This window comes from Corallococcus caeni (assembly GCF_036245865.1).
Lineage (GTDB): Bacteria > Myxococcota > Myxococcia > Myxococcales > Myxococcaceae > Corallococcus > Corallococcus caeni.
This window is the reverse complement of the sequence record NZ_BTTW01000002.1, coordinates 881,004-907,150: the sequence shown is the minus strand read 5'-3', so window position 1 is coordinate 907,150 and position 26,147 is coordinate 881,004. Positions and strand designations below refer to the sequence as shown.

Below are 26,147 nucleotides of genomic sequence, written 5' to 3'. Positions count from 1 at the left end.
GGAGGACGGGCGATGTCACGGCCACAACCGCCCGATACATCCGGATGTGTCCATGACATCCGCCCGCCTGCTCGCCCCTCGTCGTTCCGGGCACTTGCCGTGAGCCCCCGCCTGGAACGGCCCATGCTCCTGCCGCTGCTCATGAACCGTCTCGCACTCGCGCTCTGCTTCGTCTCGCTCACGGCCCAGGCCCAACCTCCACAGGAGGCCGGCACCTCCGACGCTCCCGCCGCCGTCACCGCGCCGCCTCCTTCACCGGAGGCAGCCAGCTCCACCGCGTCCGCGACCGACACTCCACCTGAAGACACAGCCGGCTCGGAGGACTCCGGATATCCAACGTGCCCGGAGGGCTTCAACGAGGAGGCGGGAGACCTCGCGGACTCCACGGTCCTCGGGGCCATGCAGGTCGAGGTCGCCGGCCAGGGACTCACGCCCACGAGCCTGGAGCTTCGCGGACTCCAGCGGCTCACGGATCCGCAGGTCCGCAAGCTCGTGGGGGCACCTCCCGCGGACGCCTCACGCGCCCTGACGGGCAGCGAAGTGCAGCCCCTGCTGCATCGCCTGGCGCGCACCGGCCTCTTCGCCCGCGTGGAGCCCCGCGTCCGCGTCAGTGAGCAGGGACCGGCCGTGCTCGAAGTGACCCTGGAGGAGAACCCCACGCTCACGTCGGTGGAGTTCGCGGGCCTTCAGGACCTCCGTCCCGACGACCTCTGGGACGCGCTGCTTGAGCTGCCCTCCCGCTTCCCCGACGACGACGACACGCAGGAGCAGGTCGCGACGCTGCGGATCCACAAGCGCCATGGAACGCTGCGGGTCGTCAGCCCGTGCCCTGCGCCGCGCCCGCCCCGGACCTGGCTGGCACGGCGGGAGGACGGAACGTTCCGCCCCGGCATCATGCTGGGAGGCCTGGACGCCGCGCTCGAGCGCATCCTCAAGACCCTCCGCGAGGACGAGGGCTACCTGCTGGCCACGGTGAGCGCGACGCTGTCTCCCGAAGGACGGCTCGTCGTGACCGTGGACGAGGGCCGGCTGGAGGCCGTGGAGGTGCGGGGCGTGGACGAGGCGATGGCGGCTCGCGTGCGCGAGGCCCTGAGCCTGGAGCCCGGCGACGTCTTCCTCCGAAGCGACGCCCGCCGCGCCGTCGAGCGCATGGAGTCGCGGCTGCCGTTCCTCCAGGCCGAGGACCGCGATGACTCCCGCGAGGAGCGCACGACCGTGCGCATCGTCGAGGAGCGCGAGGCCGACGGCACGCGCCGCTACAGCACCCGCGAGGAGGCCGCACGCAAGTCGCGGCGCCACGAGCGCGTGGAGTTCGAGGTGGGCTGGCACCGGCTGTTCCACGACGGAGACGATGCCCACAGTGAAGGCCTCACGCTGGAGGGGAAGCGGCTGATCGTGCACGTGCGTCCCCGTCCTCCGGACCTGGACGTGGACCTGCTGCCCGTGCACACGCAGGTGACGGGCTTCGCCCCGGGGCTCTCCGCGAACCTGCGCATCTGGGACTCGAAGGACCGGGTGCACACGACGCTGGATGGGGCCTTCTTCATCCCCCTGCGGCTGGGTGGGCAGCATCTGCCGGGTGATCCGGAGGGCACGAGCAGTCAGCGCCGCGTCAACCTGCTGGGCGGCGCCAAGGTGCAGCTGCCCGCGCTGGGAATCGAGGAACTGGGCGCGCAGGTGCATGACTTCATCGACACGCTGGACCGCTGGCGGCTGGGGGACTTCGACTCGTACTTCTACTCGTTCCTCATCAACCGGCCGGACCGGGACTACTTCCGCCGTCAGGGCTTCATGGCCTTCGCCACCTGGCGCTGGCAGCGGTCGTGGCTCGCGGGCGTGGAGGTGCGCGGGGACACGGTCAGCTCGCTCCAGTCCTTCACCCCGCCGCTCAGCCTCTTCCGCAGCGACGACCCGCCGTTCCCGAACGCGCCCGTGAACGAGGGACGCTTCCGCTCGGCGGTGGTGCGGCTGGAGTACAGCGGCGCGGCGGAGCGTGGCACGCGCGTGGGATCCCTCTTCCGCACGCCGGAGACGACCCTCTTCGAGCGCCACGAAGGCTGGAAGCGCGAGCCCACGCTGCGCGGCTTCGTGACGCTGGAGGTGGGCGAAGGGCCGGGAGCGGACGGCGCGGACACGCGCTTCTGGAAGCTGGTGGGCGACGTCGCCATGGACCTGCCGGTCAACTGGCACACGGGCCTGAGCCTGCGCCTGCGGGCCGCGACGGGGCACGACCTGCCCCTCCAGAAGCAGGAGGCGCTGGGCGGCTGGACCGCGCTGCGAGGCTTCGGCTTCAAGGAGTTCCGAGGGGGCGACAGCTCCGTGCTGGCGAGCGCCGAGTACCGCTGGCACGGCCTGGGCATCTTCGCGGACCTGGGCTCGGTGCATGCCGCGTCGGCGTGGTCGAACGCGCAGCTGGGCCTGGGCGGCAGCTTCCACTTCGGTGACGACGTGCGCTTCGAAGCCGCGTGGCGCATCGACGACAAGGCCCGGCTCACGCCCGAGGCGCGGCTGCTGTTCAACCGGACCTTCTGAGCCATGGGAAGGCACGGAACAAAGAGCAGGCGTGGCGCGGCGCTCGTCGTCGCGGCGGGCCTGCTCGCGTCCGGAGCGCGGGCGGAGGAGGCCTCCGCCGCCTGCACCGCGACGCTCGCCGGGAGGCGCGTGATGGTCCGGCCGGAGGCGCGCGCCTTCATCTCCCCGGAGCTGGACCGGCTGGTACGGCTGGGCCTCGCGGGGAAGCTGGAGGTGGAGCTGACGCTCTGGCGCCGCCGCGCCTTCTGGTTCGACGCGCACGTGGACAATGCGCGAGTGACCCAGGTGCTCGCCTTCACCCGCGCGGGCTATCTGCTGGACGGACGGGAGCTGACAGGAGGCGTGGGCACGTTGGAGTTGGAGCGAGTGGCCTGGACGCTGGATGCGAGGCCCGACGCGGAGGAGCACTTCGTCGTCCAGGTGGAGGTGCGGCTCCAGGTCGTGACGGCCACCAGCCTGGGCCGCATGGCGCGCTGGCTCACCCAGGAGACAGCCTCGGAAGCGACCACCGAAGCCCGTCCCCCGCTGCTCGGAAGCCTCCTGCGCTCCGTGGCGGAGGACCTCGCAAGGAAGGCCTCCGCCCGCTGCGACGTGAGCCGCCAGCCCTGAGCCAGCGGTCAGCGCCTTCTGGCCGTCAGCGCCACCAACGCGATGCGCTCCACGCCCGCGTAGGGCTCCTTCTCCAGCTCCTCGCCGAACACGTCCGGATCCAGCTCCTCGTAGACCACGTCCTCGAGGGGCGCGCTCCGCAACACCGGCTCCAGCGCGGTGCGCAGCAGGTCCTCGCCGTCCACCACTGGCGCGCCCGTGTAGAGGACCAGCGTGCCGCCCGGCTCCAGGCGCTCCACGCTCTCACACACGATGCGCACCGACAGCTCCGTGCCGTGCGTGCCGCCGCCATCCCGGTACGTGCGCCCGTCCGTGTCCGCCAGGTACGGCGGGTTCGCCATGATGAGGTCGAACCGGCCGGACACGTCCCGCAGCAGATCCGAATGCACGACCTCGACCCCGTGCGCGCCGTTCAACCTCGCGTTCACCCGGGAGTAGTCCAACGCCAACGGGTTCAGGTCCGCGAGCACCACCTCCGCGCTCCGCGCCGCCACTGACAGGCCCCCGGCTCCGGAGCCACAGCCCAGGTCCACCGCGCGCCGGAACGTGCCCGGCACCCGCTGGAGCAGCGCGCAGAACCGGTAGGTGTCCGGCCCGAAGAACACCGCGTCCTTCTCCGACGTGGGCCACGCGGAATGGACATACAGCCCCGACCCCAGCGTCGAGAACCGCACCCGGCTCCGGTGCGTCCCGTCCTCGCACTCCACCAGCGCGCCCGCCTGCTCCAGCAGCGCCAGCATCCGAGGCTCCACCACGCCCGGCCCGAAGCGACGGCTCCACCCGAACACGTCCCGGAGCGAATGGGCCTCCTTCGCCCCCGGCCGCGCGTTCACCCGCCGGTGCGTCTCCGGAGTCACCGTCGTGAAGGCATAGCCCGTGGCGCGCAGGGCCTCACCCAACGCGGTCAGCGCGGCCTCCCTCACCTCTGCCACCCCGTACCCATTGCCACCGTCCACGTCCCGTCCCTTCGAAGGGTGTGTCCCTCAACGTGGGACCTTCCCTCCGGGGCGACAAGACGTCCTCCCGTCCGGACCGCCCGCCCGCAGGGGCTCCGGGGCTCAGTGCCCGGCAGGCGGGGGAGCGGCTGGGAGCCCCTGGATGCCCGGCACCTCCGCCACGAACTGCAGGAAGTTGCGCAGGATGCGCCCCGTGGCGCCCCAGATGACGTGCTCGCCGTGCGTGTAGAAGTGCACGTCGTGCTCCATCCCCTCCCAGAGGTGCCGCTCCACGCGGACGATGGCGGGGTCCAGCAGGCGCACCAGCGGCACCTCCAGCACCAGGTCCACCTCCACCGGGTTCGGCACGTACTTGCCGTCCCCCGGGATGACGCCCACGTAGGGACGGATGCGGTACGCGGACGTGGTGGGCGTCTCGTCCAGCAGGCCCAGCACCCGCACGCTGGCGCGCGAGATGCCCAGCTCCTCCTCGTTCTCGCGCAGCGCCGTCTCCAGCGGCGTGACGTCCCGCGCCTCCTGGCCGCCGCCCGGGAACGCGTACTGTCCCGCGTGCGTGCGCAGGGTGGCGGGCCGCCGGGTGAAGACCACGTAGGGCACGCCCTCCCGCTCGAACAGGGGCAGGAGCACCGCGGCCTCTCGCAGCGCCCGGCCCTTCCACTCGAAGGTCCGCGCCGGCCTCGCCTTCAGCCGCGTCTCCAGCGCATCGAACAGGGCCTGCACACGCACGACCTCCCCCTTCCTCAATCCGTGACCTGCTTCTCCACCGGCGGCTTCGTCGGGGCGTCGGGCGTGGACAGGTTCTCCACGCCGGACATCGGCTTGAGGATGCTCGCCTGCAACAGCCCCAGCAGCACCAGCCCCAGCGCGATGCGGTACACCACGAACACCAGCGTGGTGCGGCGCTTCAGGAAGCTCAACAGCCACGCGATGGCGGCCATGCCCGACAGGAAGGCCACCAGCGTCCCCACCACCAGCGCCACCGTGGAAGGACGCTGCGTGGCCTCCAGGAGGTGCTTCAACTCGAAGATGCCCGCCAGCGTCGTCGCCGGGATGGACAAGAGGAACGAGTAGCGCGCCGCGTCCTCGCGCTTGAGCCCCAGCGACAGGCCGCCCGTGAGCGTCGTGCCGGAGCGCGACGAGCCCGGCACCAGCGCCAGCGCCTGCCACAGGCCAATGACGATGCCGTCCTTCCACGTCATGTCCGCCACGGTGCGCTGGTGCGACGCGCGCTTCTCCACGACGAACAGCACGATGGCCAGCACGATGAGGCTGAACGCGATGACGTACAGCGACCGGAACTGCGTCTCGATGACCTTCTTGAACGCCAGCCCGCAGATGCCGATGGGCAGCGTGCCCACGCCCACGAACCACGCGAGCCGCGCCTCCAGCGTGCCGAACGGGTCGCGCTTCACCAGCCCCAGGACGAACGCCTTCACCAGCGCGACGATGTCCTTGCGGAAGTAGATGAGCACCGCGGCCACCGTGCCCAGTTGGATGATGGCCGAGTACGCGGCGCCCGGGTCGGGCCAGCCGAACAGCTCCGGCGCGATGCGCAGGTGCGCGGTGGAGCTGATGGGCAAGAACTCCGTGAGACCCTGGACCAGACCCAGGACGATGGCTTCGAGCAGGCTCATAGGGGGCGTGGCCGCCAGGGATATGCCCTGCCCCCCTGCCCCGCAAGCGCGAAGGTTCCCCACCCCGGGGCCCGGGTCCGCCACCCGACCGTCCGCCCCGGCAACCCGGGTAGGCTGGGCCCCGCCATGCCCCCCGCCCCCCTGTGTCCCTGCTCCTCCGGCCAGCGCTACAAGCAGTGCTGCGCCCCCTTCCACAAAGGCGAGGCGGAAGCCCCTGACGCCGAGCGCCTCATGCGCAGCCGCTACAGCGCCTTCGCCCAGCGTGAAGCCGCCTACCTGTGGAAGACGCTCCACCCCGACCACCCGATGCGGGCCCGTCCGGAAGCGGACGTCGTGCGCGAGCTGCGCGCCTTCGCGCAGGCCCACCAGTACCCGGGGCTGGTGGTGCTGGGCCACCAGCCCCCGGACGCGACGGGGCTCTCCCGCGTCCTCTTCTTCGCCAGGGTGTTCGAGAAGGGGAAGGACCAGTCCTTCGTGGAGCGCTCGGACTTCCGCCACGACGGCACCGGCTGGCGCTACCTGGACGGCGTCCTCAAGCTGCCGCGCGAGCTGAAGGTCCCTCCGGAGACCCTCACGCTCGACACCTTCCCCACGGACTGAAAAAGGCCCGCGAAAATCCCCCGTCAGGATTTTCGCGGCGCCTGCGTCCCTGGGAGTGCTGCCCGGCCGGAGAGGCCCTACACGCTCTGGTAGGGCTCCTTCACGGGAGCCCGCGGTTCGAATCCGCCTTGGCCTGAAACGCCACCCAATCGTGGCTTCTCCACTCGGGCAGCACCCTTTTTTCCTCCCGTCACCCCTTGGACCGCGCGTCCCGGTCGAGTGACGAGAGGTCCTGGTCATCGCCGTCGCCGCCCGGCGCGCCATCCGCGCCCAGCGACACGATGGCCGGCACACCCCGGTCCAGCGTGTACACGTAGTCATTGCCCCAGGGGTCGCGCGGCAGTTCGTTGAGGACGCGCTCCTCCACCAATGCGCGCAGCCCTGCCGTGGTGTCCGGCAGCTTTCCCTTCTTCATCGCGTACAGCTGGAGGCCCTGGCCCAGCGAGCCGAAGTCCAGCGTCACCCGCTGCCGCTTCGCCTGGCCGAACTGCCCCATCACCGACACGCCCACGGCGGCGGCGATGAGGCCCAGGATGGTGATGACGACCATGATCTCAATCAGCGTCATGCCGCGCTGACGGCGCTTCTTCTTGTCCATGTCTGTCTTTCCGGCACACCGACGGCCCAGGCCGTTGTCGGCGTGTCCCTCACGGAAGGCCCCTCTGCCTTCCGGGATGACAGCGATTGCAATCAGCAGGCCCGCTTCACTCCGCCTTCACCGCGCGCCGCGCCGGGAGGCCATGTCTGTCTTTCTGGCCGAAGCGTCGCGTGGGACGCGCCAGCGTGTCGTGTCACCGCGCGCAGCAGGCAGAGGGGGCGCCTTCAGCCCGCCTGCATGCCCGGCCAATGAAAACGCGCTCGCCCCCGGGAGGGGACGAGCGCGTGGGCTCAACCGAAGTGCTTCCGGTGGTGCGTCAGACCGCCTTCAGGCGCGGCGTGCGCGTCTTGGCGGGGGCGGCGGAGGAGGCCGCCTCGCGGAGCGCGTCCTTCTTGTCCGTGCGCTCCCAGGTGAACTCCTTGTCCGAGCGGCCGAAGTGACCGTACGCGGCGGTCTTCTGGTAGATGGGCCGCAGCAGGTCCAGGTGCTCCGTGATTTCACGCGGACGCAGGCCGAACGTCTGGCGCACGGCGCGGGCAATCTGCTCTTCCGGCACGGTGGACGTGCCGAAGGTCTCCACCATCACGCTGACGGGCTCCGCCACGCCGATGGCGTAGGAGACCTGCACCTCGCAACGGCTGGCCAGGCCCGCCGCCACGACGTTCTTCGCGATGTAGCGGCCCATGTACGCGGCCGAGCGGTCCACCTTGGACGGGTCCTTGCCGCTGAACGCGCCGCCGCCGTGACGGCCCATGCCGCCGTAGGTGTCGACGATGATCTTGCGGCCGGTGAGGCCCGAGTCGCCCATGGGGCCGCCGATGACGAAGCGGCCCGTGGGGTTGATGAAGAACTTGGTCTTGTTGTCGATGAGCTTCTTCGGCAGGACCTTCAGGATGACGTCCTCGCGGATGGCCTCCTGGATCTTCTTGTTGGAGACGTCATCCGAGTGCTGCGTGGACAGCACCACCGCGTCGATGCGGACCGGCTTGCCGTCCTTGTACTCCACCGTGACCTGGCTCTTGCCGTCCGGGCGGATCCACGGGTGGTTCTTGCGGCGCACCTCCGCCAGGCGGCGGGTCAGCGCGTGCGCGTAGTGGATGGGCGCGGGCATCAGCTCCGGCGTCTCGTCGCACGCGAAGCCGAACATCATGCCCTGGTCGCCGGCGCCCTGGTCCTTCTTGTTGTCCACGCCGCGCGCGATGTCCTGGCTCTGGCCCTCGATGGCCACCATGACGCCGCAGGTGTTGCCGTCGTAGCCCATGGAGCTATCGGTGTAGCCGATGCGCGTGATGGTGGAGCGGACGATCTTCGGGATGTCCACGTAGGTGTTCGTCGTCACCTCACCCGCGACGATGGCGAGGCCCGTCTTGACGAGCGTCTCCACGGCGACGCGCGCCTGCGGATCCTTGGCGATGATGGCATCGAGCACACCGTCGGAGATCTGGTCGGCGATCTTGTCCGGGTGGCCCTCGGTGACGGATTCAGACGTGAACAGGAAGTCGGTAGGCATGTCGTCTCGGGCTTCGCGCTAATTCGGTGACGCAGCGCAGGGGGCGGACACTAAACGTGCGGTCCCAGCAGAGTCAAACCTGCAGCGGCCCGGGTTTATTCGGGCAAAGCGCCTGTCGGCCGGGCGGACCCGACGCGGCGGGTGCGCCTGCCCGCCGGATGAATTTAATGGTCCGCGGGGCGTTCCCCTGGGCTACAGGACCCGCGCCCTTCTTCTGGAGGTCACCGACCCATATGAACGTGAACGCTCGCATTCGCACCCTTCCCTTCCTGGTTGCCCTCACCTTCGCCGTGCCCGCGCTCGCCGCGCCCAAGGCCTCGGAAGCCATCACCAAGCCGGTGAAGACCGTGGTGCAGTCCGTGCGCTACGAGAAGGACCTCAAGGCCCTGGAGAACCTGGGCAGCGACCAGCAGGGCCTCTTCCTGCTCGGCGACGAGTGGACCAAGGCCACGGACGCCCAGCGCAAGGAATTCACCCAGCTCTTCCAGAACCTCTTCGCGAAGATCGCCTTCCCCAAGGTCCGCGAGAACTTCAAGAACCTGGACTCCATCACCTACGACGAGCCCCAGGTGACGGGCGACAAGGCGCTCGTGGGCTCCACCATCTTCATCAACCACCCGCTGAAGAAGCAGGAGATGAAGCTCAAGTACGCCGTGGAGAAGGTGGGCAGCGGCTGGAAGGTCGTGGACGTGTCCGTGCTGGGCGATTCCATGCTCACCGGCATCCGCGATGATCAGGTCCGCCCCCTCTTCAAGGAAGGCGGCTGGGACGGCCTGCTCGGCGCCATGCGCAAGAAGAACGATGAGCTGGGTACGGTGAAGCTGAAGTAATCCAGCTGCCCCCGCTCCCAAGCAGCCAGACAACCAGGCCCTCGTCCTCCCCATGGGTTCCTGGGGAGGCGCGGGCCGGGTAGGCTTGGGCGTTCCCCTCCCCTGGAGCGCCTGGCGAATGAGTGTTTCGACCCCCGCCCCACGGCTTCTGCTCCGCGGCGCGCCGTCCGACCGTGAGATGGACGCGTTCTGTGTGCAGTACGCGCCCCGGGCCCCCGGGCACCCCGCGGTCCGGGACCTGCTCCGGCTGCTGCTGGAGGTCCCCGGTGACGGCCTGGAGCCGCGCCTGGCGTGGGTGGAGCAGTGGATCCACTGGATGCGCGACCGCATCCCCGCCCATGGCCTCACGGACGCGGACGACGGCGCGCTGTCCCCCGCGAACTCCCGGCTGGCGCTGCTGGTGCGCGTGCTGGAGGGCGAGCCCCCCTTCCGCGCGTCCGTCACCCGACTGGTGTCGGGGGTGTGCGCGGGCAGCCGGGGGCTGAAGCTCTTCGCCCAGGTGGGCCTGAGCGCGGGCAACGGCTTCTTCTCCGAGCTGACGGACCGCTTCGTGCGCGGCGTGCTGCCCGCGCCGCCGGAGCCGGGCAAGCTGTCGGAGCTGCTCCTGCGCCTGTTCCCGGTGCCGCAGGACGCGAAGTGGCTGGGCGCGCTGTCGCCTGCGCTGCTGGCGCGGCTGACGGCGCTGGTGGGCGAGCCGCCCCCACCGGACCCCACCCCGTCCTCGCGTGTGCGCGGGGACCTGATGGACGCGCTGCTGCTGCTGGGCGTGCAGGTGGCGGGGCTGGGGCTGGCGGAGGACGTGCGCGACCGCACCCCGGAGATGTCCTTCCGCGCGTCCCCCTTCCTGCGGCTGCGGCTGGTGTGCGACGCGGTGCTGGCGCGCGACGGAGCGCAGGAGGCGCTGGCGGACCTGGCCCGCGTGGTGGAGGACTGCCGGGGCGTGGTGGGCACCGTCACGCGTCACCTGGAGGAGTCCGGCGTCAGCGTGGACCTGGTGTACCGGCTGGAGCGCATCCGGCACGGCCTGGACCGGATGGAGGCCATCGCACGGGTGCTGGTCGCGCCGCGCGGCGAGCCCCGGTGGCGCGAGGCGCTGGCGCTGCTGTCGGACCTGCTGGAGCACGCGCACGCGGACCGCTCCGTGCGCGCGCTGGTCCGGCGCAACGCGCGGCTGATGGCCCGTAAAATCATCGAGCGCACCGGCAACACGGGCGAGCACTACATCACGTCCACGCAGGGTGAGTTCCACCACATGGTGCACTCGGCGGCGGGCGGCGGCTTCGTCGCCGCGTTCGCCGTGGCGCTGAAGTTCCTCCTCACCGGGTTGCCGCTGGCCCCCTTCTTCGCGGGCCTCTTCGTCGCGCTCAACTACGCGGGCGGCTTCGTGGTGATGCAGATGCTGGGCCTCACGCTGGCCACCAAGCAGCCGTCCATGACGGCCTCCACGCTGGCGGCCGCGGTGGGCGAGGACGCGGGTCTGGACGGAGGCACCCGGCGCATGGAGCGCCTGGCGGCGCTGGTGCCGCGCATCACCCGCTCGCAGCTGGCGGCCATCCTGGGCAACCTGGGCTGCGTCCTGCCCGTCGCGGTGGCGCTGGGGCTGGGGTTCCAGTTCCTCAAGGGCCATGCGTACCTGACCGCCCAGCAGGCGCAGCACGTGGTGGAGACGCTGCACCCCTGGAAGAGCGCGACGCTCCTCTACGCCGCCCTCACCGGCGTGCTGCTCTGGGCCTCCAGCCTGGCCGCCGGCTGGTTCGAGAACTTCATCGTCTACCGCCGCCTGCCGGAGGCGCTCGCCCACCACCGCGTGCTGCGCGCGCTGCTGGGCGTGACGGGCGCGCGCAAGGTCGCGGACGCGCTGATGCACCACGCGGCGGGCGTGGGCGGCGGCGTCACCCTGGGCGTGCTGCTGGCGGTGATGCCGGGCGTGGGCGGCTTCTTCGGCCTCCCGCTGGACGTGCGGCACGTCACCTTCTCCTTCGGCGCGCTGGCCTTCGCCGGGTGCGCGCTGGGGCCCTCCGCCGTGATGGAGCCGGGCTTCCTGGCGGCCGTGGCGGGCGTGCTGGTGGTGGGCGTCCTCAACTTCGGCGTGTCCTTCGCGCTGGCCCTGGGCGTGGCCCTGCGCGCCCGCGACGTCCCGGTGCGCGAGGGCCTGCGCTTCCTGGGGGCCGTGGCCCTGCGCTTCCTGCGCAACCCCATCCCCTTCCTCGTCCCACCCCGTGACGAGCCCGTGCCCCTGGGGACGGAGGCACGGGTCGTCCCCCTGGCCGGGCCTCCCGGGGCCTGACGGGACACCGGCACCGGGGGGTTATTCCCACGCAGTGGGGAGCCCTGTCCCGCGCGGAGGAGGGGCGGACAGGCATCCCTGGCTTTGCTTCCGGGCGGGGACGTTCGGCGATAGGGTCCCGCGCCCATGAGCGGCAATCCCTCGTCCCATCCCCCGCCCCGTCTCGCCCTCGCCTACGCGGAGATGCTGGTCCGGCGCCCCGGCACCGTCATGACCGTGCTGCTGCTGTTGCTCGGCGTGGCGGTGTGGGGCACGTCGAAGCTGACCATCAACTCCAACCAGCTGGACCTCATCTCCCAGGACCTGCAGGAGGTGAAGGACGTCAAGCGCGTCATCGACATGGTGGGCGGCAGCGGCTTCTTCATGGTCGCGCTGCGCGGCGATGACGAGGCCACGCTCAAGAAGGTCGCGGACGACCTGGCCGTGATGGTGGGCAAGGACAAGGAGCACGCGCGCTCCCTGACCTACAAGATCCCCGTCGAGTTCGTTCAGAACAACATGGTGCTGTTCGTGAAGACGGAGGACCTGGCCGAGGGCAAGCGCCGCATCATGGCGTTCCTCAAGGATCAGATCCGCCGCGCGAACCCCTTCTACATCGAAATCAAGAAGACGGAGCCGGTGAAGCTGGACCTGCAGGACCTGGTCGACAAGTACTCCAGCGTTGGCAACAAGAGCATCGCGGACGACTACTACATCTCCCAGGACCGCAAGCTGCTGCTGCTCCTCATCAAGCCGATGTGGGACACCAACCAGATTGGCCAGACGAAGCAGTACGTGGACAAGCTGCGCGGGGACCTGGCCGAGTACTCCAAGAGCAACGCCGCGGGCGTGCAGCTGGTGGAGGACTACTACAAGATGGGCGACAAGAAGACGGTCGCCTACGGCTTCACGGGCTCCTACAAGACGGCGGTGGACGACTCGTACGCCATCGAGGACTCGCTCCAGCCGGTCACCATCATCGCGCTCGTCGCCATCTTCGCCATCACCATCGCGTTCTTCCGCAAGTGGGCGCCCACGCTCATCGTGGTGAGCGGCACGGTGGCGGGCACGCTGTACACGCTGGGCTTCACCTACGCGACGCTGGGTGAGCTCAACATGATCACCTCCATCCTGGGCGGCATCCTGATGGGGTTCGGCATCGACTACGGCATCCACTTCATCTTCCGCACGCGCCTGGAGCTGGGCGCGGGCAAGCGCTACGACGTGGCCATCCGCGACGCGGTCATCAACGCGGGCCGTCCGGCGCTGGTGTCCGCGGTGGTGGTGGCCGGTTCGTTCTACGTGCTGATGGTGAGCGAGTTCAAAGGCTTCTCCCAGTTCGGCTTCCTGGCCGGCACCGGCACGCTGATGCTGGGCTTCACGCTGTTCTCCTGGTGCCCCGCGCTGCTGGCGCTGGCCGGCCGCCGCAACCCGGAGCTGCCGCAGAAGCTCATCGGCGTGATGAAGCCGCCGCCCGCCGTCAACGCGACCGGCAAGGAGCTGCGCATCCCCCGTCCCGGCCTGGTGCTGGCGGTGGGCTGCGTCATCGTCGCGGTGGTGTGCGGCGCGGCCATCCCGTGGAAGAGCGGCGAGCCCCCGGCGGACGCGGGCTTCTTCGCGCGGCTGCCCTACGGCGTGCGCTTCAACTACAACACCCGCGCGCTGATGCCGGCGAACCAGCCGTCCGTGGTGCTGCAGGATGAAATCAACGCGCGCTTCAAGATCGCCAGCGACCCGCTCGCCGTCTACACCAAGGACCTGGCGGAGACGGAGGCCCTCTACAAGGAGCTGACGACCGACCCGAAGAAGCGCCCCGCCATCTCCCAGGTGATGAGCCTCTTCACCTTCGTGCCGCCGGAGGGCATCGCGCAGGCGAACGCGAAGATCCTGGAGGAGTGGCAGGAGGAGCTGAAGGAGATCGACGTGAAGGCGCTGCCGCCGGAGACGCAGGAGAAGGCGGCCCTGTTCTTCAAGATGCTGGAGGCCCGGCCCTTCGACGTGCACCACGTGCCGGAAATCTATGCCTCGCAGTTCCGCCACCTGCCCACGACGAGCCCGGAGAACCACGGCTACCTCACGTTCATCTACCCGAGCGTGGACCTGTGGGACGGCAAGCAGATGCTCCAGTTCGCGGACCAGACCAGCTCCATCAAGGGCATGGTGACGCCGGGCAAGTTCACGCCGGGCGGCCCCACGGGCGCGCCGGTGGAGAAGGAGTTCCGCGCCGCGGGCGCCACGCAGCTGTACGCGTCGCTGGCGCGCATGGTGCTCAAGGACGCGAAGCTCACGGTCATCCTCACCGCGCTCTGGATCCTGGTGATGCACTTCGCGGACTTCCGCAACGCGAAGCTGGCGCTGGCGTCCGTGATTCCGCTGACGGTGGGCCTGGCGATGATGATGGGCTTCATGGCGCTGTTCGACCTGCGCCTGAACTTCATGAACATCATCATCCTACCCATCCTCCTGGGCTTCGGCGTGAGCCACGGCCTGTACCTGCTGCACCGCTTCCTGGAGGGCACGTCCCCGCTGGTGGCGCTGCGCAGCGTGGGCGCGGCGGTGGCGTCCTCCACGCTGACGGCGGTGGCGGGCTTCGCGGCGCTGCTGGTGGCCAGCCACAACGGCCTGCGCTCCATGGGCCTCGTGGCCTGCATCGGCCTCATCACCACGCTGCTGGTGTCCTTCACGGTGCTGGCGGCGGTGATGCAGCTGATGCACGACAAGCGGCAGAAGGACGCGGGACGTTCGCAAGAGGGCGGTTCCGCCCCGGGCGGGGATTCGTCCTCCACACGCGCCGCCTGACAACGCGAAAGAAGCGCTTAGTATCCGCGCTGGACCTCACGGCCCCGCCTTCCCCCAAGGGAAGCGCGGGGCCGCTCTTTTTCTTCGGGAGCTTCAAGCCATGGGGACGTTCAAGCGGGTGGGCGCGGTGCTGGGACTGATGGTGCTCACGGGCTGCGCGAGCACGGTGAAGAGCCAGCGGCTGCGCGACGACTACGCCACGGTGGACCGGCTGCAGGTGAAGCGGCTGGCGGTGGTGACGCAGCCGTTCCCCCAGGGACAGCAGTACGTGGGCGACCTGTGGAGCCTCATCGCGCGGCAGTGGCTCAACCAGAACCGGGACTACCTGGTGAAGGCCAACACGTCCCTGCCCGAGCGCCCCACGGACCCGACCTTCAAGGACCAGTGCGTGGAGGGCATCGAGGGCGTGCTCTGGCTGGACCCGACGGTGAAGCGCGTGGGTGACGGCGCGGAGGTGGCGCTGAAGGCGCAGCTCTTGCGCTGCCGGGACGGCCAGGAGGTGTGGGCCGCGGAGGCCGGCGGCAGCTGGGACTCCGAGGACAAGAAGTACGTGGAGCGCAAGGAGCAGTACGTGAAGGAGCTGGGCCCGGACGTGGAGCCCTACGTGGTGCCGTCCTACAAGCTGCTGGTGGCCACGCTGGACACGCTGCCCAATCCCGAACTGAACGAGGCGGACAAGGACGAGAAGATCGAACTGGGCGAGTAGCGTCGCGCCCCGAGTGGATCCTCAAGTCATCATCTGGCGCCTGGTGCTGGCCACGTTCCTGGGAGGCGTGCTGGGCGTGGAGCGCGAGGCGCGCAACCAGGCCGCGGGGCTGCGCACGCACACGCTGGTGGCGCTGGGGGCGTGCTGCTTCACGCTCTCCAGCGTGTACACGGAGGAGCTGCTCCGGGCGGGCGCGAACCCCAGCGGCACGCAGACGGACATCAGCCGCATCGCCAGCCAGATTGTCGTGGGCATCGGCTTCCTGGGCGCGGGCGTCATCCTGCGCCACGGGGGCGCCGTGAAGGGGCTCACCACCGCGGCCAACCTCTGGGTGACGGCGGCGGTGGGCCTGGCGTGTGGCCTGGGCCTCTACGTGGCCGCCAGCGCCACCGTGGCCCTGGCCCTGCTGTCGCTGGTGGTGCTGCGCCCCGTCTCCCGCCTGCTGACGCCCGACAGGGAGCGCCACGGCGGACACCCCCGGGAGCGCTCCGGCGGCGGAAACAGCGAGGACGGGCCCCCCTCCGGTGAAGAGGAGTCCCGTCCCGAGTGAGGCGCGGCGCGTGCGTGCGCCCGCCAGCCGCCACTACTCCATGGGCACCAGCGCGCCCGTCAGGTCGTGCGTGTAGGCCACCGGCCGCTGCGCCGCGCCCGGGTGGCACTTGTCGTCCTCCAGGTCCAGCGCGCCCGCGGCCAGCGTGGCGCCCGGGAGGCTGGCCAGGTCCCGGCGCAGGTAGACGTCATCCCCGTCCAGGTCCGCGACGTCGGAGAAGCGCACGGGGTACTCCCGTTCGAAGATGCGCCCCTTGCCGATGGTGAAGCCGCGCGGGTCCACCGCGACGATGCCGCCGAGCGCTTCGCCGTCCCGGTCCCGCACCGTCATGCCCCGCTGAATGTCCGTTGGCTTGAACACGCCGCTGCCTCCTGCATCCGTGTCCGGCCAAAGTGTGCACTCCGCCTGGAAACGGCGACCCCCTCCCCGCCGCATTCAGCGGGGGGAGCGGGGCCTACACGGGCTCCGGTTCCGGGTCGTGCATCGGCGACAGCAGCGAGCCTTCCTGGCCGCTGAAGCGCCGGTCCATCTCCGTGCGCACGAAGCGTTCGATCTCCTCCGCGGTGGTCAGCTCCATGGCGCCCTGGAGCATCTCCACCGCCTCGGAGCGGCTCACCCGGCGCATCAGTCGCTTCACCACCGGAATCTGCCCGGACGTCATGGACAGCTCGTCGAAGCCCAGCGCCAGGAGCACCAGGGTGAAGAGCGGGTCGCCCGCCATCTCGCCGCACATGGAGACGGGGATGTTGGCGCTCTTCGCCGCGTCCACGATGCCCTGGAGCATGCGCAGCACCGACAGGTGCAGCGGCCGGTAGAGGTACGCGACCTCCCGGTTCTGGCGGTCGATGGCGAGCGAGTACTGGATGAGGTCGTTCGTCCCGATGGAGAAGAAGTCCGCCTCCTGCGCCAGCCGGTCCGCGATGGTCGCCGCGCTGGGCGTCTCCACCATGATGCCCACCGGGAAGCGCTTGCCCACCGGCACCCCCGCGCGTCCCAGCGCCGTGCGGCACGCCTCCAGCTCGCTGCGCGCCTCGCGCAGCTCGCTGACGCCGCAGATGAGCGGGAACATGAGGCGCAGGTTGCCGTGCACGCTCGCGCGCAAGAGGGCGCGCAGCTGGACGCGGAACAGCTCCCGGTTGGACAGGCAGTAGCGGATGGCCCTGAGGCCCATGGCCGGGTTGGGCTCCTTCTCGTGCTTCGTCTTGCCCGGCACCTTGTCGCCGCCCAGGTCCAGCGTGCGGATGGTGACGGGCCGGCCGCCCATGGCCTCCAGCACCTGCTTGTAGGCGCGGTAGTGCTCCTCCTCCGTGGGCGCCGTCTTGCGGTCCAGGAACATGAACTCCGTGCGGTACAGGCCGATGCCCTCCGCGCCGTGCGCCAGGAGCGAGGGGATCTCCTCCAGGAACTCCATGTTGCCGTTGAGCCGGATGCGGAAGCCGTCCGTGCTCACCGCGGGCTGGTCCTTCGTGGCCAGCGCCAGCTGCTCGCTCTCCAGGTAGCGGCGCTGCTCCTCGCGGAAGAGCGCCAGCTGGTCCTCCGTGGGGTTCACCAGCACCACGCCGCGCGTGCCGTCCATGGCCACGAGGTCGCCCGGCGAAATCTGCTCGCTCGCGCGCCCCGCGCCCACCACCGCGGGCGTCTCCCGCGCGCGGGCGACGATGGCGGTGTGGCTGGTCTGCCCGCCCAGGTCGGTGACGAAGCCCGCCACGCGGCCGCTGCGCGCCATCATCGCGGCGTCCGCGGGCGGCAGGTCATGCGCGACGACGATGGCCTCCGCCGGCACCTCCACGTCCTCGTCCACCACCTGGCCCATCAGGTTGCGGATGATGCGGTCCGCGACGTAGTCCACGTCCGAGCGGCGCTCGCGGAAGTACTCGTCCGGGATGTTGTCGAAGAGGTGCTTTATCTTCCGGGCCGTGCGGCGCACCGCCCACTCCGCGTTGATGCGGTCCTCCACGATGAGGCGGTTGACCTCGTCCACGAGCATGGGGTCGTGGAGCATCAGCCGGTGCGCCTCCAGGATGAGGGCGTGGTCGCTGCCTTCCGTGCGGGTGATCTGGTCCTTCAGCTCCGCGAGCTGGCGGTCGGACAAATCAATGGCGGTCTTCATCCGCATCCGCTCGGGTTCCACCTCCGCGTCCGCCAGGCGCAGCTTGGGGGTGCGGATGCGCTTCCTGTCCAGGATGAAGGCGTGGCCCACCGCCACGCCCGGGGAGGCGCCGATGCCCGTCAACCTGAGTGTAGGGGTGGCCTGGCTGCTCACGGTTTTTCCTGACCTCTAGGGGAGTCTACCTCCCCTTTCGACGCTCACTGCGCTTCGCCAAACCGGTCCTCGATGAGCTTTTTCAATTCGGACAGGCAGGCCTCGGCGTCCTCGCCCTTGCAGGTGAGCTTCACCTGGGTGCCCTGGGCCGCCGCGAGCATCAGCACGCCCATGATGGACTTGGCGTTGGCGCGCTGCCCGGAGGCCTGGATGGAGACCTCGCTCTTGAAGCGGTTGGCCACCTTGACCATCTGCGCCGCGGCCCGGGCGTGCAGCCCCAGCGCGTTGATGATCTCGAAGGTTCCCTCGGCTTCACTCGCCATCGTGCGACTCCTGCTTCGCTGAGAAGGTGTTCGTACTCACAGAAAGGCGCCCGCCGCGCAGGCCAATCCCGCCGCGACGTAGAGGACCACGTAGGTGGGGACGCGCCGGTGGACCAGCACGTACGCCAACACGCCCACCGCCAGGCACCCCACCGCCAGGAACGGCGCCCACGTCCCGCCCGCCGTCGCCCCGAAGCTCACCGCCAGCCACGCGGCCAGCCCTCCCGCGCTCGCCGCCGCCACGCCCCTCAAGCGCGCGCCCTTGGCGGGAAGGTTCACCCGCGCCACGGCCTCCACCAGCCGGTCTCCCAGGCTCAGGCCCAGCCAGTACAGCCGGATGCGCAACAGCAGGTGCACCAGGTTGTAGAGCACCAGGAAGAGCACCACCGCCCAGACGCCCAGGAGGGGCACCATCGCGGCGCACAGGCCGCCCACCGCGGGCTTCAGCGACAGCCAGAAGAACCCGTCCCCCAGCGCCGCGAGCGGCCCCATCAGCGCCGCCTTGAAGCCCACCACCCGGTCCGGCGTCTCCTCCCCCCGGGCGATCTTCTGCTCGTGGTTCACCACGCCGCCGACGATGGCCGCGGCCACGTACGGGTGCGTGTTGAAGAAGACCAGGTGCCGGCGCACCGCCGCCTCGCGCTGCGGGCCCGGCGGGTACAGCCGCTCCAGCGCGGGGTACACGGCGTACGCGAGCCCCAGGTTCTGCATGCCCTTGGGGTTCCACGACGCCTGGAGGAAGAGCGAGCGCAGGAACACGCGCAGCACCGTGCCGCGCGACAGCCGCGCGGGCGGCGTGAAGGCGGGCGCGGCCGCGGGGACAGGCGTCGGCTGCACGCTCATGGCCGCTGCTCCTGCAACTGCACCAGCACCACCGCCGCGGTGACGGCCGCCGCGGCGAGCCCCGCGTACAGGGGCGCGCGCTTCGCGTGGCTGGACTGCGCGGCGATGGCCGCCGCCACGGACGCCATGGCGGGGTACGCCCAGGCAAGGCCCCGCACCAGCCCGTGCGGCAGCGCCACCATCACCGGCTCCAGGAAGTAGCCGGCCAGCGCGCACGCGCCGGTGATGGCGCCGTAGCACACGAAGTGCGGCCACATGCCCCACAGGTTCTGGCGCATGGCGCGCGTGAGGTTGCCGGCCTCCGCGGACGCCAGCGCCACGCGCGCGAGCCGGGCGGAGTACCCCTCCAGCAGCCGGTCCATCCGGCGCCCCACCCGCCCCAGGCCGATGAAGAGCAGCACGGCCAGCGACCAGATGGCCGGCGTGGAGCCCGCGCCGGTGGCGGCGGTGAGGGTGGCGGCGGCGGCGGCGGTGCCGGTGGCCGCGACGGTGTCGTTCTCCGGCAGGGAGGCGCCCAGGTTGGCGGTGCCCAGGTAGAACAGCTCCAGCAGCATGCCGACGGACAGGCCCCCGCCCACGTCACCCAGCAGGGCGCCCATGAACGTGGCCGCCACCAGGGGCCGGGACAGCATGGCCTGGAGGAACGCCTTGCGCTCCACGGCCACCAGGCCCCCCCAGAGACACGCGAGCGCCACCTGGGTCCAGCCGACGTTCACCGGCTCACCCGGCCTTCGACCAGCGCTCGGTCAGGTCCGGCAGGTCCACGGACTTCTCCGCGGGCACGGCGCGCGCCTCCACGCGCACGCCCTGCGCGGACAGCTGCTGGAGGGCCTGCAGCTCGCCCTCCGCCAGGAAGACGGACGGCGACACCTGCCGCCGGCCGGTGCCGAAGTGCACGTTGCCCAGGTTGAGCTGGTCCATCACCAGCCCGTGCTGGAAGGCGAACGGCACGGAGGCGACGTCCCTCAAGAGGACGAGGGTGCGCACGCCGTCCTTGGACAGGGCGGCGAAGTCCACCTGGGCGAGGGGGAGGATCTGCACCTCGATGGCGCTCTGCACGGCGAGCGCCATGGCGGCACGGATGAGGGGACTGGAGGCCGCCTCATCGTCCGCCACCACCACACGGGACACCTTGAGGTGGGGCAGCCAGGCTTCGACCACCTGACCATGGATGAGGCGGTTGTCGACGCGGACCAGGGTGATCACGGCAGTCTCGAATCGCCGACCCGTACGGGTCCGTCAAGTTCGCGGCTGCTGCTGGGCCTCGCGAAGCAGGGCGGATGCACAGGTGATGTTGCGCTGGCCGTACGACGCCAGCTGGTTGGCCATGTCCGACAGGGCCATCTGCTCCGAACGGAGCGAGTTGGCCTTCAGCAGCATGGGCAGATTGACGCCGGCCAGGACCTCCAGATTCATCCGCTGACACATCATCAGCGATTCCTTGCAGGGGGTACCTCCGAAGAGGTCGGCCATGATGATGACGCCGTCCCCTTCATCCACGGTCTTCACCGCCTGCTTCATCTTGGCGCGGAGGTCCTCAACGGGCGCCCCCGGCTCGATGTTGCAGGTGGCCACGGCGGGCAGCTTGCCCACGATCTGTTCAGCGGTTGAGACAAGCTCATCCGCGAGACGCCCGTGCGATGCGATGACGAGGCCGACCATTGATCACCCCTGAGCAACTTCCCGGGAGATTTGCGTCCTACGCCCATCAACGACCGGACGCAACTCCGGCGAAGTTTTCCGCCTGCACCTGGGACTGCTTCCCCAACGACTCCGCTTCGAAGGTAAGGCGACTGCGCCCACCATGCCTGGAATTTCAGGTCCGGGGAAGGGACACGGTGTCGTCTGCCGGACGGGGAACCGGGCGCGGTCTCCCCACGCTGTAGAGATGCACGGCGCCCCCGCGCGATGCGTGCCCTCCGGGATGAGACCTCCATCCCCGCTCGGTGGGTAGGAAGGCGGCCGGGCCGTCGCACGGAAGCGGCCGTATCACCCGGAAATCCCGGGAGGGCCCGCGAGGTCCAATGGTACTCGGGGCCCACCGGAATCCTGGGACCTGTCGCATCGGGTGCGGTGTCTCAGTGGACGACCAGGCGAGCCCTCTGCTCGGCCGGCCGGATGCGCGCGGTGGCGCCAGCGCCGAAGGTGAGGAAGTCCTCCTCCATGCCGTCGCTGAAGATGACGCCGCCCTGGGGCATGCGGGATTCGAGCACCAGTTCTTCTTGCGCGGTGACGAAGCCACCGACGATGTCCGCGCCCGAGTGGCGGCTGACGAAGGGCTCGCGCACGACGAAGGCGAGCCGCGCGTCCTCCCAGCCGAGCGTCCAGGGCTTCCCGGGCGTGCCGCCCGTACATCGGGTGAGGCCTCGCGCGAGCGCGAACACGGACGACAGCCACCCGCTGGAGCCCGCGCCGGTGGACACGAGCACGCCGCTGGAGGACTGCGACTCCTCGCGGCCGCCGTAGCGGACCTCGTAGCGGGCGGACACGTGCGTGCGCGCGCCGATGAACAGGTCGTTGAAGGCGAGCAGCCGCTGGCCGTCCTGGAGCCGCGCCTCCGCCAGCTGCACCTGGCGCACGTTCGCGCGGCCCTCCAACGTCCGCAGCACCGCGCTCCGGGCGTCGCGAGGGAGGAAGGGCAACAGCACGCCGTCGAAGCGCGCGGGGTCCGGGTTGACGCCCACGAGCGGCTGGCTGCCCACGTACTTGGCCACGTTGGCGACGAGGCCGTCCTGTCCCACCGCCACGACAATCTCCTTGCCGGTGAAGAGGAAGGTGGGCACGAGCGAGCGGTCCACCTGCTGCACCGGCAGCCCCACGTCCAGCTGCGAGCGCAGGCCGTCCACCGCGCGGCGGTAGGTGTCGTCCTCGGCCTCGAAGGCGTTGAAGTCCTGGTTGTTGCGCTCCACGTAGAACTTCGCCTGCTTCTTCGTGTTGAAGCGCACCACCAGGTCCGCCAGCCGCGTCTTGCGCGTGACGAGGACCACCTTCTCGAACGGGGTGTTCATGGCGGGCCTTCAGCGGTCCTGGGGGTTGAAGGGGTGGACGTCCGCGCGGCCGGGCTTGTTGGGCTTGGGGTTCGGCGGAGCGGCGTTCGACGGCAGCAGCGAGCGCAGCAGGTCCGGAGACACGTTGAGCTCGCCGATGCGCTCCGCGTTCTCGCCCATCTCGCGGAAGGCCAGGGCGATGTTCAGTGCAGGGTCGCCGCCGTTGGCGGACGTGGCCAGCAGCGTCTTCCAGTCCATGTTCCGCACCGGCTCCAGCGTCTTCTCCAGGGTGTACGCGCGCGCGTCCGCGGACTGGCGCTCGTTCTGGACCCAGCGCTCCATGAGGGCGGCGCGCTGCTCTTCCACGGAGATGTCCGCGGCCATCTTCGCCTCGCGAATCTGGCGCTGGCGCTCCTCCACCACCAGTTCCGTGGCCAGCTCGCTCTCCTTGATGCGCCGCTCCTGCTCCACGGCCGCGTTGCGGCGGGCGTAGATGGCCTCGTCCGCTTCGCGCTGGAGCCCCTCGCGCGCGGCGGCCTCCAGGGCGCGCGCCATCTCCGGCGTGGGGGCGATGGAGAGCACGGAGAAGGCCATCACGTGCACGCCCAGCGCCTTCACGGACTCGGCCTCCGCCAGCGCCGCCAGCACGCGGGCCTCCAGCATGTCGGACTGGACCAGCACCTCGCGCAGGCTCAGGGACTGCACCACCGCGCGGGCGCGCACCTGCGCGGCCTGCACCAGCCGGTCCGCGAGCTTCTCCGGGTCCTCCGAGCGGTGCCGCCCCGACGGCGTGATGGAGTAGTCCAGCAGCCCCGCGAGCTTGCGCGGGTCGTCCACCCGGTACGTCAGCTGTCCCTGCACCGTCACCGGTTGGAAGTCCCGGGTGACCTCGTTGAAGGCGAACGGGACGTCCGCGCTCGACAGCGGCACCGCCACCAGCGTCGTCGCCGGCTTCCAGTAGAGGAACGACAGGCCCGCACCTTCGCGGACCACCTCGCCGTCCCGGTACTGCATCACGTACGTGGTCGGCGTTGACTTCATGTACCCGAAGAACATCCGCGCATCCCCCTCACCTGCTACGTCATGTTTGTGTAACTTCGACACCATCTTAGTGTCATCAATACACGTTCGCAATGGAGAATGGGTGAAAGCGGTGTAGGAGGTGTGGATGCCGGTGGACGGGGTGGGCCCGGGCGTCCTTGAATCGGGGGCATGACGCGCAAGCTCGGGGAGCAGTTGGTCCTGGATGGAGTGCTGACGCCGGAGCTGTTGTCCCGGGCGCTCGCGCGGCAGCAGGAGACGGGGCTGAAGCTGGGCGAGTGCCTGGTGCGGCTGGGCGTGGACGAGACGCCGGTGCTGCGGCTGCTCGCGCAAGAGCTGAAGACGCGCTTCGTGTCCACGGAGAAGCTGGCGCAGGCGAAGGTGGACGCGGGCCTGCTGGAGCGCGTGCCGGTGCGGCTGGCGGAGGGCTTCGACTTCATGCCGCTGCGGCTGGCGCAGGACGTGCTGTACGTGGCCATCTCCGAGCCGCAGCGGCAGCGGGCGCTGGAGGAGATCGCGAAGACGGTGGGCGTGGCGCAGGTGCTGCCGTTCGTGGCGGTGCGAAGGTCCATCCGCGCGGCCATCCGCAAGCACTACTACGCGGACGCGAACGCCTTCGAGCACCCGCCGGAGGACCTGGTGTGTCCGCACTGTGGTGCGTCCTGCAAGCCGGGGGACTTCCAGTGCGCGCGCTGTGAGCTGCTGCTGGTGCGCAGCGTGGAGGACCTGCCGCCCCAGGACAACGTGTCGCTGGTGCGCGCGCTGCTCACGAAGCCCGAGCAGACGGGAGCGCGCGGCGTGCCCCGGCCGCCGCGTGAGGAGGCGACGCGGGTGGTGTCGTTCCAGGCGCAGGCCGCGGCGAAGACGAAGGGTCCGCCGGTGCGGCCGGTCATCGTCGCGGGGCTGGACCTGGTGAACCAGCCGCTGAGCCCGTTCGAGGCTTACGTGCTGTCGTTCGTGGACGGGCGCACTGCGCTGTCGGACATGGCGCTGATCACCCAGGTGACGGAGCTGGAGCTGCGCGCGGTGTTCGAGTCGCTGTCCGAGCGCGGCGTGACGAAGCTGGTGGGCACGCTGGCCTCGGTGGATGCGTCGTTCACGGGGGATGGCGTGCCCGCGTTCGTGCGGCCGAAGGCGTCGGCTGCGGGGGAGACGTCGTTCTCGGGGGATGGCACGCCCGTGTTCGGGCGCGGTGAGCAGAGGTCGCCGCCGTCCGCGAAGGTGGCGGCGGCCCCGGCGGGTGCGCGGTCGCCGCCGATGCCGGCCGTGACGTTGGGTGCGGCGTTGACGGCGAAGCCTCCCGCCGTGCCGTCGGCGTCAGCGCCCCGGAAAGAGGACGCGCAGGAAGAGGTGCTCCAGCGCGTCGTGCGGCTGGAGCAGGCGGGGAAGCTGGCGGAGGCGCTGGACCTGCTGGAGCGCAGCATCGGGCTGCTGCCGAAGCCCGCGCCGCTCTACAACCGCATGGGGATGATCCTCCTGAACCACCAGCGCGACTACGAGCGCGCCAGTGCCTTCTTCCAGAAGGCCTCCGACCTGGAGCCGGAGAACAGCGTCTACACGATGAACCTGTACTCCGTGCTGGCCCTCACCGCCGAGGCCACGAACGCGGGGCAGAAGAAGCCCCGGCGCTGAAAGGTGCCCATGCCCTCCCCTTCCGAGTCCTACCTGCTCGACTTCCATGCGCGCCTCGCGGGGGTGACTTCGCGGTGGTTCGCCTCCGCTCCGGTGGAGGTGGAGGGAGCAACGGCGCCTTCGAGCTATGCGCTGCTGGAGGCGGTGGTGCCTCGGGATGAGCGTGCGTTGGTGGTGCTCGACCTGGCCTGCGGGGATGGACACCTCTTGGAGCTGCTTGCTCAGAGGCAACAGCCGGGGCTGGCGCTGCTGGGGCTGGACATGAGCGCGCATGAGCTTGATGCGGCACGGGCTCGGTTGAATGGCGCGGCGACGCTGATTCAAGGGCGGGCGCAGTCGCTTCCGCTCGGGGATGCCAGCGTCGACGTGGTGCTGAGCCACCTGGCGCTCATGCTGATGGATGACGTGGAGACCGTGCTCGCGGAGCTGCGACGCGTGCTGAAGCTGGGCGGACGGGTGTCCATCGTCGTGGGGGGAGACATGGTGCCGGGCCAGGCGCTGGAGGTGTTCGCCGGGCTCATGAAGCCCCTGCTGAGCGCGGAGGCGGTTCCTCCCGCGAAGCTGGGCGACGCGCGTGTCCGCTCCGTTGAAGGGCTGCGAACCCTCTTCGCCGAGGGCTTCGCGGACGTCACGGTGCGGAGCCTCTCCGTGCAGGGGGATGGTTCGCCCGGTGAGGTCTGGGAGTCACTGCTCACGACGTATGACGCGGACCGCCTGTCTCCGGCGGCCCAGGCGTCTCTTCAGGCCGCGTTCCTCCAGGCCGTGGAGCCGCTGCGACGCTCGGATGGCAGCGTTCCATTGCGCTGGGGGATGCGTCAGCTGACCGCGATTCGGCAACGCTGATCAGCTCCCGAGGACGGACGAGGAGTGACGGTTCCCTGCGGGTGCTCTCGCAACCGCGCATGTCGTGGCGGCCATCGCACTGGCGCGCCGCACAGACAGTGTCCGCGGACTGCGGTTGTCCGGCTTCAGGCCGTAAGATGATGTTTCTTCATGTCCGCGTCCCCGTCCTGGCATCGCTGGAGTTCTGCCGCTGTCTTCATCTGGCTCTTCGGCATCCCCCACTTCTTCCCGCTCCTGGGGGTCTACATGCTGATGTTCAACAAGCAGTTCCCCCTGGGGATGGCGCTGGGTTTCACCGTCACCGGCCTCTTTCTGGGCCTTGTTCAATGCTTCTGGCGCGGCTTCAAGGCGCTGCTGATCACCCCAGTGTTCTTCATCCTGGCATACGCGCCCATCCCGCTGGTCCTGAACCTGGTGCAGTCTCACATGTTCATGGGTTCGCTGGCGGTATTCGCCGTGCCCTGGTCCTGTTGCGTGATTCTGCTAGGCCAGTGGCTGCTCGACCGTTGGTGTGCGCGCCCTCCCGCGATGACGCCGCGTCGTCCCCGCTACAACACCGCCCGCTTCTGACCGCGCCGAAGAACTCCGCGATCGCCTGTTCGTCACCGTGGCGTCGATCCCAACC

Annotated in this window: 25 protein-coding genes; 11 read left to right on the top strand and 14 right to left on the bottom strand. The window is 70.1% G+C overall.

Translation table 11 applies throughout. The features are described from left to right. The first annotated feature begins 123 nt into the window (after positions 1-123). Together AABA78_RS11860 and AABA78_RS11855 are read left to right on the top strand one after the other, a co-directional pair. Positions 124-2,532, top strand: a complete 2,409-nt coding sequence (locus tag AABA78_RS11860; RefSeq protein ID WP_338263073.1) for a BamA/TamA family outer membrane protein — start codon at positions 124-126, stop codon at positions 2,530-2,532. A 3-nt stretch (positions 2,533-2,535) separates the two neighbouring features. Next, a complete protein-coding gene (locus AABA78_RS11855) occupies positions 2,536-3,141 on the top strand; it encodes a hypothetical protein (RefSeq protein ID WP_338263072.1) in 606 nt (201 codons plus the stop codon). Between the two features lie 8 nt (positions 3,142-3,149). Here the strand turns inward: AABA78_RS11855 and AABA78_RS11850 are convergent, their stop codons facing one another. The 3 genes from AABA78_RS11850 to AABA78_RS11840 all read right to left on the bottom strand — a co-directional run bounded on the left by AABA78_RS11850 (position 3,150) and on the right by AABA78_RS11840 (position 5,731). Beyond that, the gene (locus AABA78_RS11850) at positions 3,150-4,073 is read right to left on the bottom strand and encodes a methyltransferase (RefSeq protein WP_338263071.1); all 924 of its coding nucleotides are present in this window, start codon (positions 4,071-4,073) and stop codon (positions 3,150-3,152) included. 126 nt (positions 4,074-4,199) lie between these two features. Next, a complete protein-coding gene (locus tag AABA78_RS11845; RefSeq protein WP_338263070.1) occupies positions 4,200-4,823 on the bottom strand; it encodes an NUDIX hydrolase in 624 nt (207 codons plus the stop codon). Between the two features lie 14 nt (positions 4,824-4,837). Beyond that, positions 4,838-5,731 (bottom strand): undecaprenyl-diphosphate phosphatase, encoded by an 894-nt coding sequence (locus AABA78_RS11840; RefSeq protein WP_338263069.1) that lies wholly within the window; start codon positions 5,729-5,731, stop codon positions 4,838-4,840. A gap of 126 nt (positions 5,732-5,857) precedes the next feature. Between AABA78_RS11840 and AABA78_RS11835 the strand changes: the two genes are divergently transcribed. After that, positions 5,858-6,331 carry a YchJ family protein gene (locus tag AABA78_RS11835; RefSeq protein WP_338263068.1) on the top strand — a complete coding sequence of 158 codons (474 nt, stop codon included), beginning with the start codon at positions 5,858-5,860 and terminating at the stop codon, positions 6,329-6,331. Positions 6,332-6,521: 190 nt separating this feature from the next. Here the strand turns inward: AABA78_RS11835 and AABA78_RS11830 are convergent, their stop codons facing one another. Next, positions 6,522-6,929 (bottom strand): type II secretion system protein GspG, encoded by a 408-nt coding sequence (locus tag AABA78_RS11830; RefSeq protein WP_338263067.1) that lies wholly within the window; start codon positions 6,927-6,929, stop codon positions 6,522-6,524. 316 nt (positions 6,930-7,245) lie between these two features. Continuing rightward, positions 7,246-8,439, bottom strand: coding sequence for a methionine adenosyltransferase (gene metK / locus AABA78_RS11825; RefSeq protein ID WP_338263066.1), 1,194 nt, complete (start codon positions 8,437-8,439; stop codon positions 7,246-7,248). 239 nt (positions 8,440-8,678) lie between these two features. Here metK and AABA78_RS11820 point away from each other — a divergent pair, with 239 nt between their 5' ends. From AABA78_RS11820 to AABA78_RS11800, 5 genes are all read left to right on the top strand, one after another. Beyond that, positions 8,679-9,269, top strand: coding sequence for an ABC transporter substrate-binding protein (locus AABA78_RS11820; RefSeq protein ID WP_338263594.1), 591 nt, complete (start codon positions 8,679-8,681; stop codon positions 9,267-9,269). Between the two features lie 118 nt (positions 9,270-9,387). Beyond that, positions 9,388-11,556, top strand: a complete 2,169-nt coding sequence (locus AABA78_RS11815) for a site-specific recombinase (RefSeq protein WP_370469453.1) — start codon at positions 9,388-9,390, stop codon at positions 11,554-11,556. 126 nt (positions 11,557-11,682) lie between these two features. Further along, positions 11,683-14,334, top strand: coding sequence for an efflux RND transporter permease subunit (locus tag AABA78_RS11810; RefSeq protein ID WP_338263064.1), 2,652 nt, complete (start codon positions 11,683-11,685; stop codon positions 14,332-14,334). A gap of 100 nt (positions 14,335-14,434) precedes the next feature. After that, the gene (locus AABA78_RS11805) at positions 14,435-15,040 is read left to right on the top strand and encodes an MXAN_6521/LA_1396 family lipoprotein (protein WP_338263062.1); all 606 of its coding nucleotides are present in this window, start codon (positions 14,435-14,437) and stop codon (positions 15,038-15,040) included. 13 nt (positions 15,041-15,053) lie between these two features. Beyond that, entirely contained in the window at positions 15,054-15,590 is a 537-nt protein-coding gene (locus AABA78_RS11800) for an MgtC/SapB family protein (protein ID WP_171417715.1), read from the top strand. A gap of 33 nt (positions 15,591-15,623) precedes the next feature. On the opposite strand, the gene AABA78_RS11795 is transcribed toward AABA78_RS11800, so the two are convergent. The 9 genes from AABA78_RS11795 to AABA78_RS11755 all read right to left on the bottom strand — a co-directional run bounded on the left by AABA78_RS11795 (position 15,624) and on the right by AABA78_RS11755 (position 23,062). Next, positions 15,624-15,950, bottom strand: coding sequence for a hypothetical protein (locus AABA78_RS11795; protein WP_338263061.1), 327 nt, complete (start codon positions 15,948-15,950; stop codon positions 15,624-15,626). A gap of 94 nt (positions 15,951-16,044) precedes the next feature. Further along, positions 16,045-17,853, bottom strand: a complete 1,809-nt coding sequence (gene ptsP, locus AABA78_RS11790) for a phosphoenolpyruvate--protein phosphotransferase (protein ID WP_338263060.1) — start codon at positions 17,851-17,853, stop codon at positions 16,045-16,047. A gap of 44 nt (positions 17,854-17,897) precedes the next feature. Then, positions 17,898-18,176, bottom strand: coding sequence for an HPr family phosphocarrier protein (locus AABA78_RS11785; protein WP_171417721.1), 279 nt, complete (start codon positions 18,174-18,176; stop codon positions 17,898-17,900). 36 nt (positions 18,177-18,212) lie between these two features. Continuing rightward, positions 18,213-19,019: a PTS system mannose/fructose/sorbose family transporter subunit IID gene (locus tag AABA78_RS11780; protein WP_171417723.1), complete on the bottom strand. Its 807-nt coding sequence runs from the start codon at positions 19,017-19,019 to the stop codon at positions 18,213-18,215. After that, on the bottom strand, positions 19,016-19,735 hold the full coding sequence (locus AABA78_RS11775) for a PTS sugar transporter subunit IIC (RefSeq protein WP_338263059.1): 720 nt from the start codon (positions 19,733-19,735) through the stop codon (positions 19,016-19,018). The genes AABA78_RS11780 and AABA78_RS11775 overlap by 4 nt, the downstream gene beginning before the upstream one ends. 4 nt (positions 19,736-19,739) lie before the next feature. Next, entirely contained in the window at positions 19,740-20,225 is a 486-nt protein-coding gene (locus tag AABA78_RS11770) for a PTS sugar transporter subunit IIB (protein ID WP_171417725.1), read from the bottom strand. 33 nt (positions 20,226-20,258) lie between these two features. Continuing rightward, positions 20,259-20,681, bottom strand: a complete 423-nt coding sequence (locus tag AABA78_RS11765; protein WP_120551834.1) for a PTS sugar transporter subunit IIA — start codon at positions 20,679-20,681, stop codon at positions 20,259-20,261. Between the two features lie 416 nt (positions 20,682-21,097). Further along, positions 21,098-22,027, bottom strand: coding sequence for a diacylglycerol kinase catalytic domain-containing protein (locus AABA78_RS11760; RefSeq protein WP_338263058.1), 930 nt, complete (start codon positions 22,025-22,027; stop codon positions 21,098-21,100). 9 nt (positions 22,028-22,036) lie between these two features. Further along, positions 22,037-23,062: an SPFH domain-containing protein gene (locus AABA78_RS11755; RefSeq protein ID WP_338263057.1), complete on the bottom strand. Its 1,026-nt coding sequence runs from the start codon at positions 23,060-23,062 to the stop codon at positions 22,037-22,039. Between the two features lie 156 nt (positions 23,063-23,218). Here AABA78_RS11755 and AABA78_RS11750 point away from each other — a divergent pair, with 156 nt between their 5' ends. The 3 genes from AABA78_RS11750 (at position 23,219) to AABA78_RS11740 (ending at position 26,092) form a co-directional block, all read left to right on the top strand. Further along, positions 23,219-24,679 (top strand): GspE/PulE/PilB domain-containing protein, encoded by a 1,461-nt coding sequence (locus AABA78_RS11750; RefSeq protein ID WP_338263055.1) that lies wholly within the window; start codon positions 23,219-23,221, stop codon positions 24,677-24,679. Positions 24,680-24,688: 9 nt separating this feature from the next. After that, positions 24,689-25,522 (top strand): class I SAM-dependent methyltransferase, encoded by an 834-nt coding sequence (locus AABA78_RS11745; RefSeq protein WP_338263054.1) that lies wholly within the window; start codon positions 24,689-24,691, stop codon positions 25,520-25,522. Between the two features lie 150 nt (positions 25,523-25,672). Beyond that, a complete protein-coding gene (locus tag AABA78_RS11740; protein WP_338263053.1) occupies positions 25,673-26,092 on the top strand; it encodes a hypothetical protein in 420 nt (139 codons plus the stop codon). The last annotated feature ends 55 nt before the right edge of the window (positions 26,093-26,147 follow it).

Coding starts and splice junctions, on each gene's coding strand:
- AABA78_RS11765 (WP_120551834.1), bottom strand. CDS start 20,681: ATGGTCGGCCTCGTCATCGCATCGCACGGGCGTCTCGCGGATGAGCTT.
- AABA78_RS11750 (WP_338263055.1), top strand. CDS start 23,219: ATGACGCGCAAGCTCGGGGAGCAGTTGGTCCTGGATGGAGTGCTGACG.
- AABA78_RS11815 (WP_370469453.1), top strand. CDS start 9,388: ATGAGTGTTTCGACCCCCGCCCCACGGCTTCTGCTCCGCGGCGCGCCG.
- AABA78_RS11780 (WP_171417723.1), bottom strand. CDS start 19,019: ATGAGCGTGCAGCCGACGCCTGTCCCCGCGGCCGCGCCCGCCTTCACG.
- AABA78_RS11860 (WP_338263073.1), top strand. CDS start 124: ATGCTCCTGCCGCTGCTCATGAACCGTCTCGCACTCGCGCTCTGCTTC.
- AABA78_RS11830 (WP_338263067.1), bottom strand. CDS start 6,929: ATGGACAAGAAGAAGCGCCGTCAGCGCGGCATGACGCTGATTGAGATC.
- AABA78_RS11740 (WP_338263053.1), top strand. CDS start 25,673: ATGTCCGCGTCCCCGTCCTGGCATCGCTGGAGTTCTGCCGCTGTCTTC.
- AABA78_RS11755 (WP_338263057.1), bottom strand. CDS start 23,062: ATGTTCTTCGGGTACATGAAGTCAACGCCGACCACGTACGTGATGCAG.
- AABA78_RS11785 (WP_171417721.1), bottom strand. CDS start 18,176: ATGGCGAGTGAAGCCGAGGGAACCTTCGAGATCATCAACGCGCTGGGG.
- metK (WP_338263066.1), bottom strand. CDS start 8,439: ATGCCTACCGACTTCCTGTTCACGTCTGAATCCGTCACCGAGGGCCAC.
- AABA78_RS11760 (WP_338263058.1), bottom strand. CDS start 22,027: ATGAACACCCCGTTCGAGAAGGTGGTCCTCGTCACGCGCAAGACGCGG.
- AABA78_RS11835 (WP_338263068.1), top strand. CDS start 5,858: ATGCCCCCCGCCCCCCTGTGTCCCTGCTCCTCCGGCCAGCGCTACAAG.
- AABA78_RS11810 (WP_338263064.1), top strand. CDS start 11,683: ATGAGCGGCAATCCCTCGTCCCATCCCCCGCCCCGTCTCGCCCTCGCC.
- AABA78_RS11805 (WP_338263062.1), top strand. CDS start 14,435: ATGGGGACGTTCAAGCGGGTGGGCGCGGTGCTGGGACTGATGGTGCTC.
- AABA78_RS11745 (WP_338263054.1), top strand. CDS start 24,689: ATGCCCTCCCCTTCCGAGTCCTACCTGCTCGACTTCCATGCGCGCCTC.
- AABA78_RS11840 (WP_338263069.1), bottom strand. CDS start 5,731: ATGAGCCTGCTCGAAGCCATCGTCCTGGGTCTGGTCCAGGGTCTCACG.
- AABA78_RS11855 (WP_338263072.1), top strand. CDS start 2,536: ATGGGAAGGCACGGAACAAAGAGCAGGCGTGGCGCGGCGCTCGTCGTC.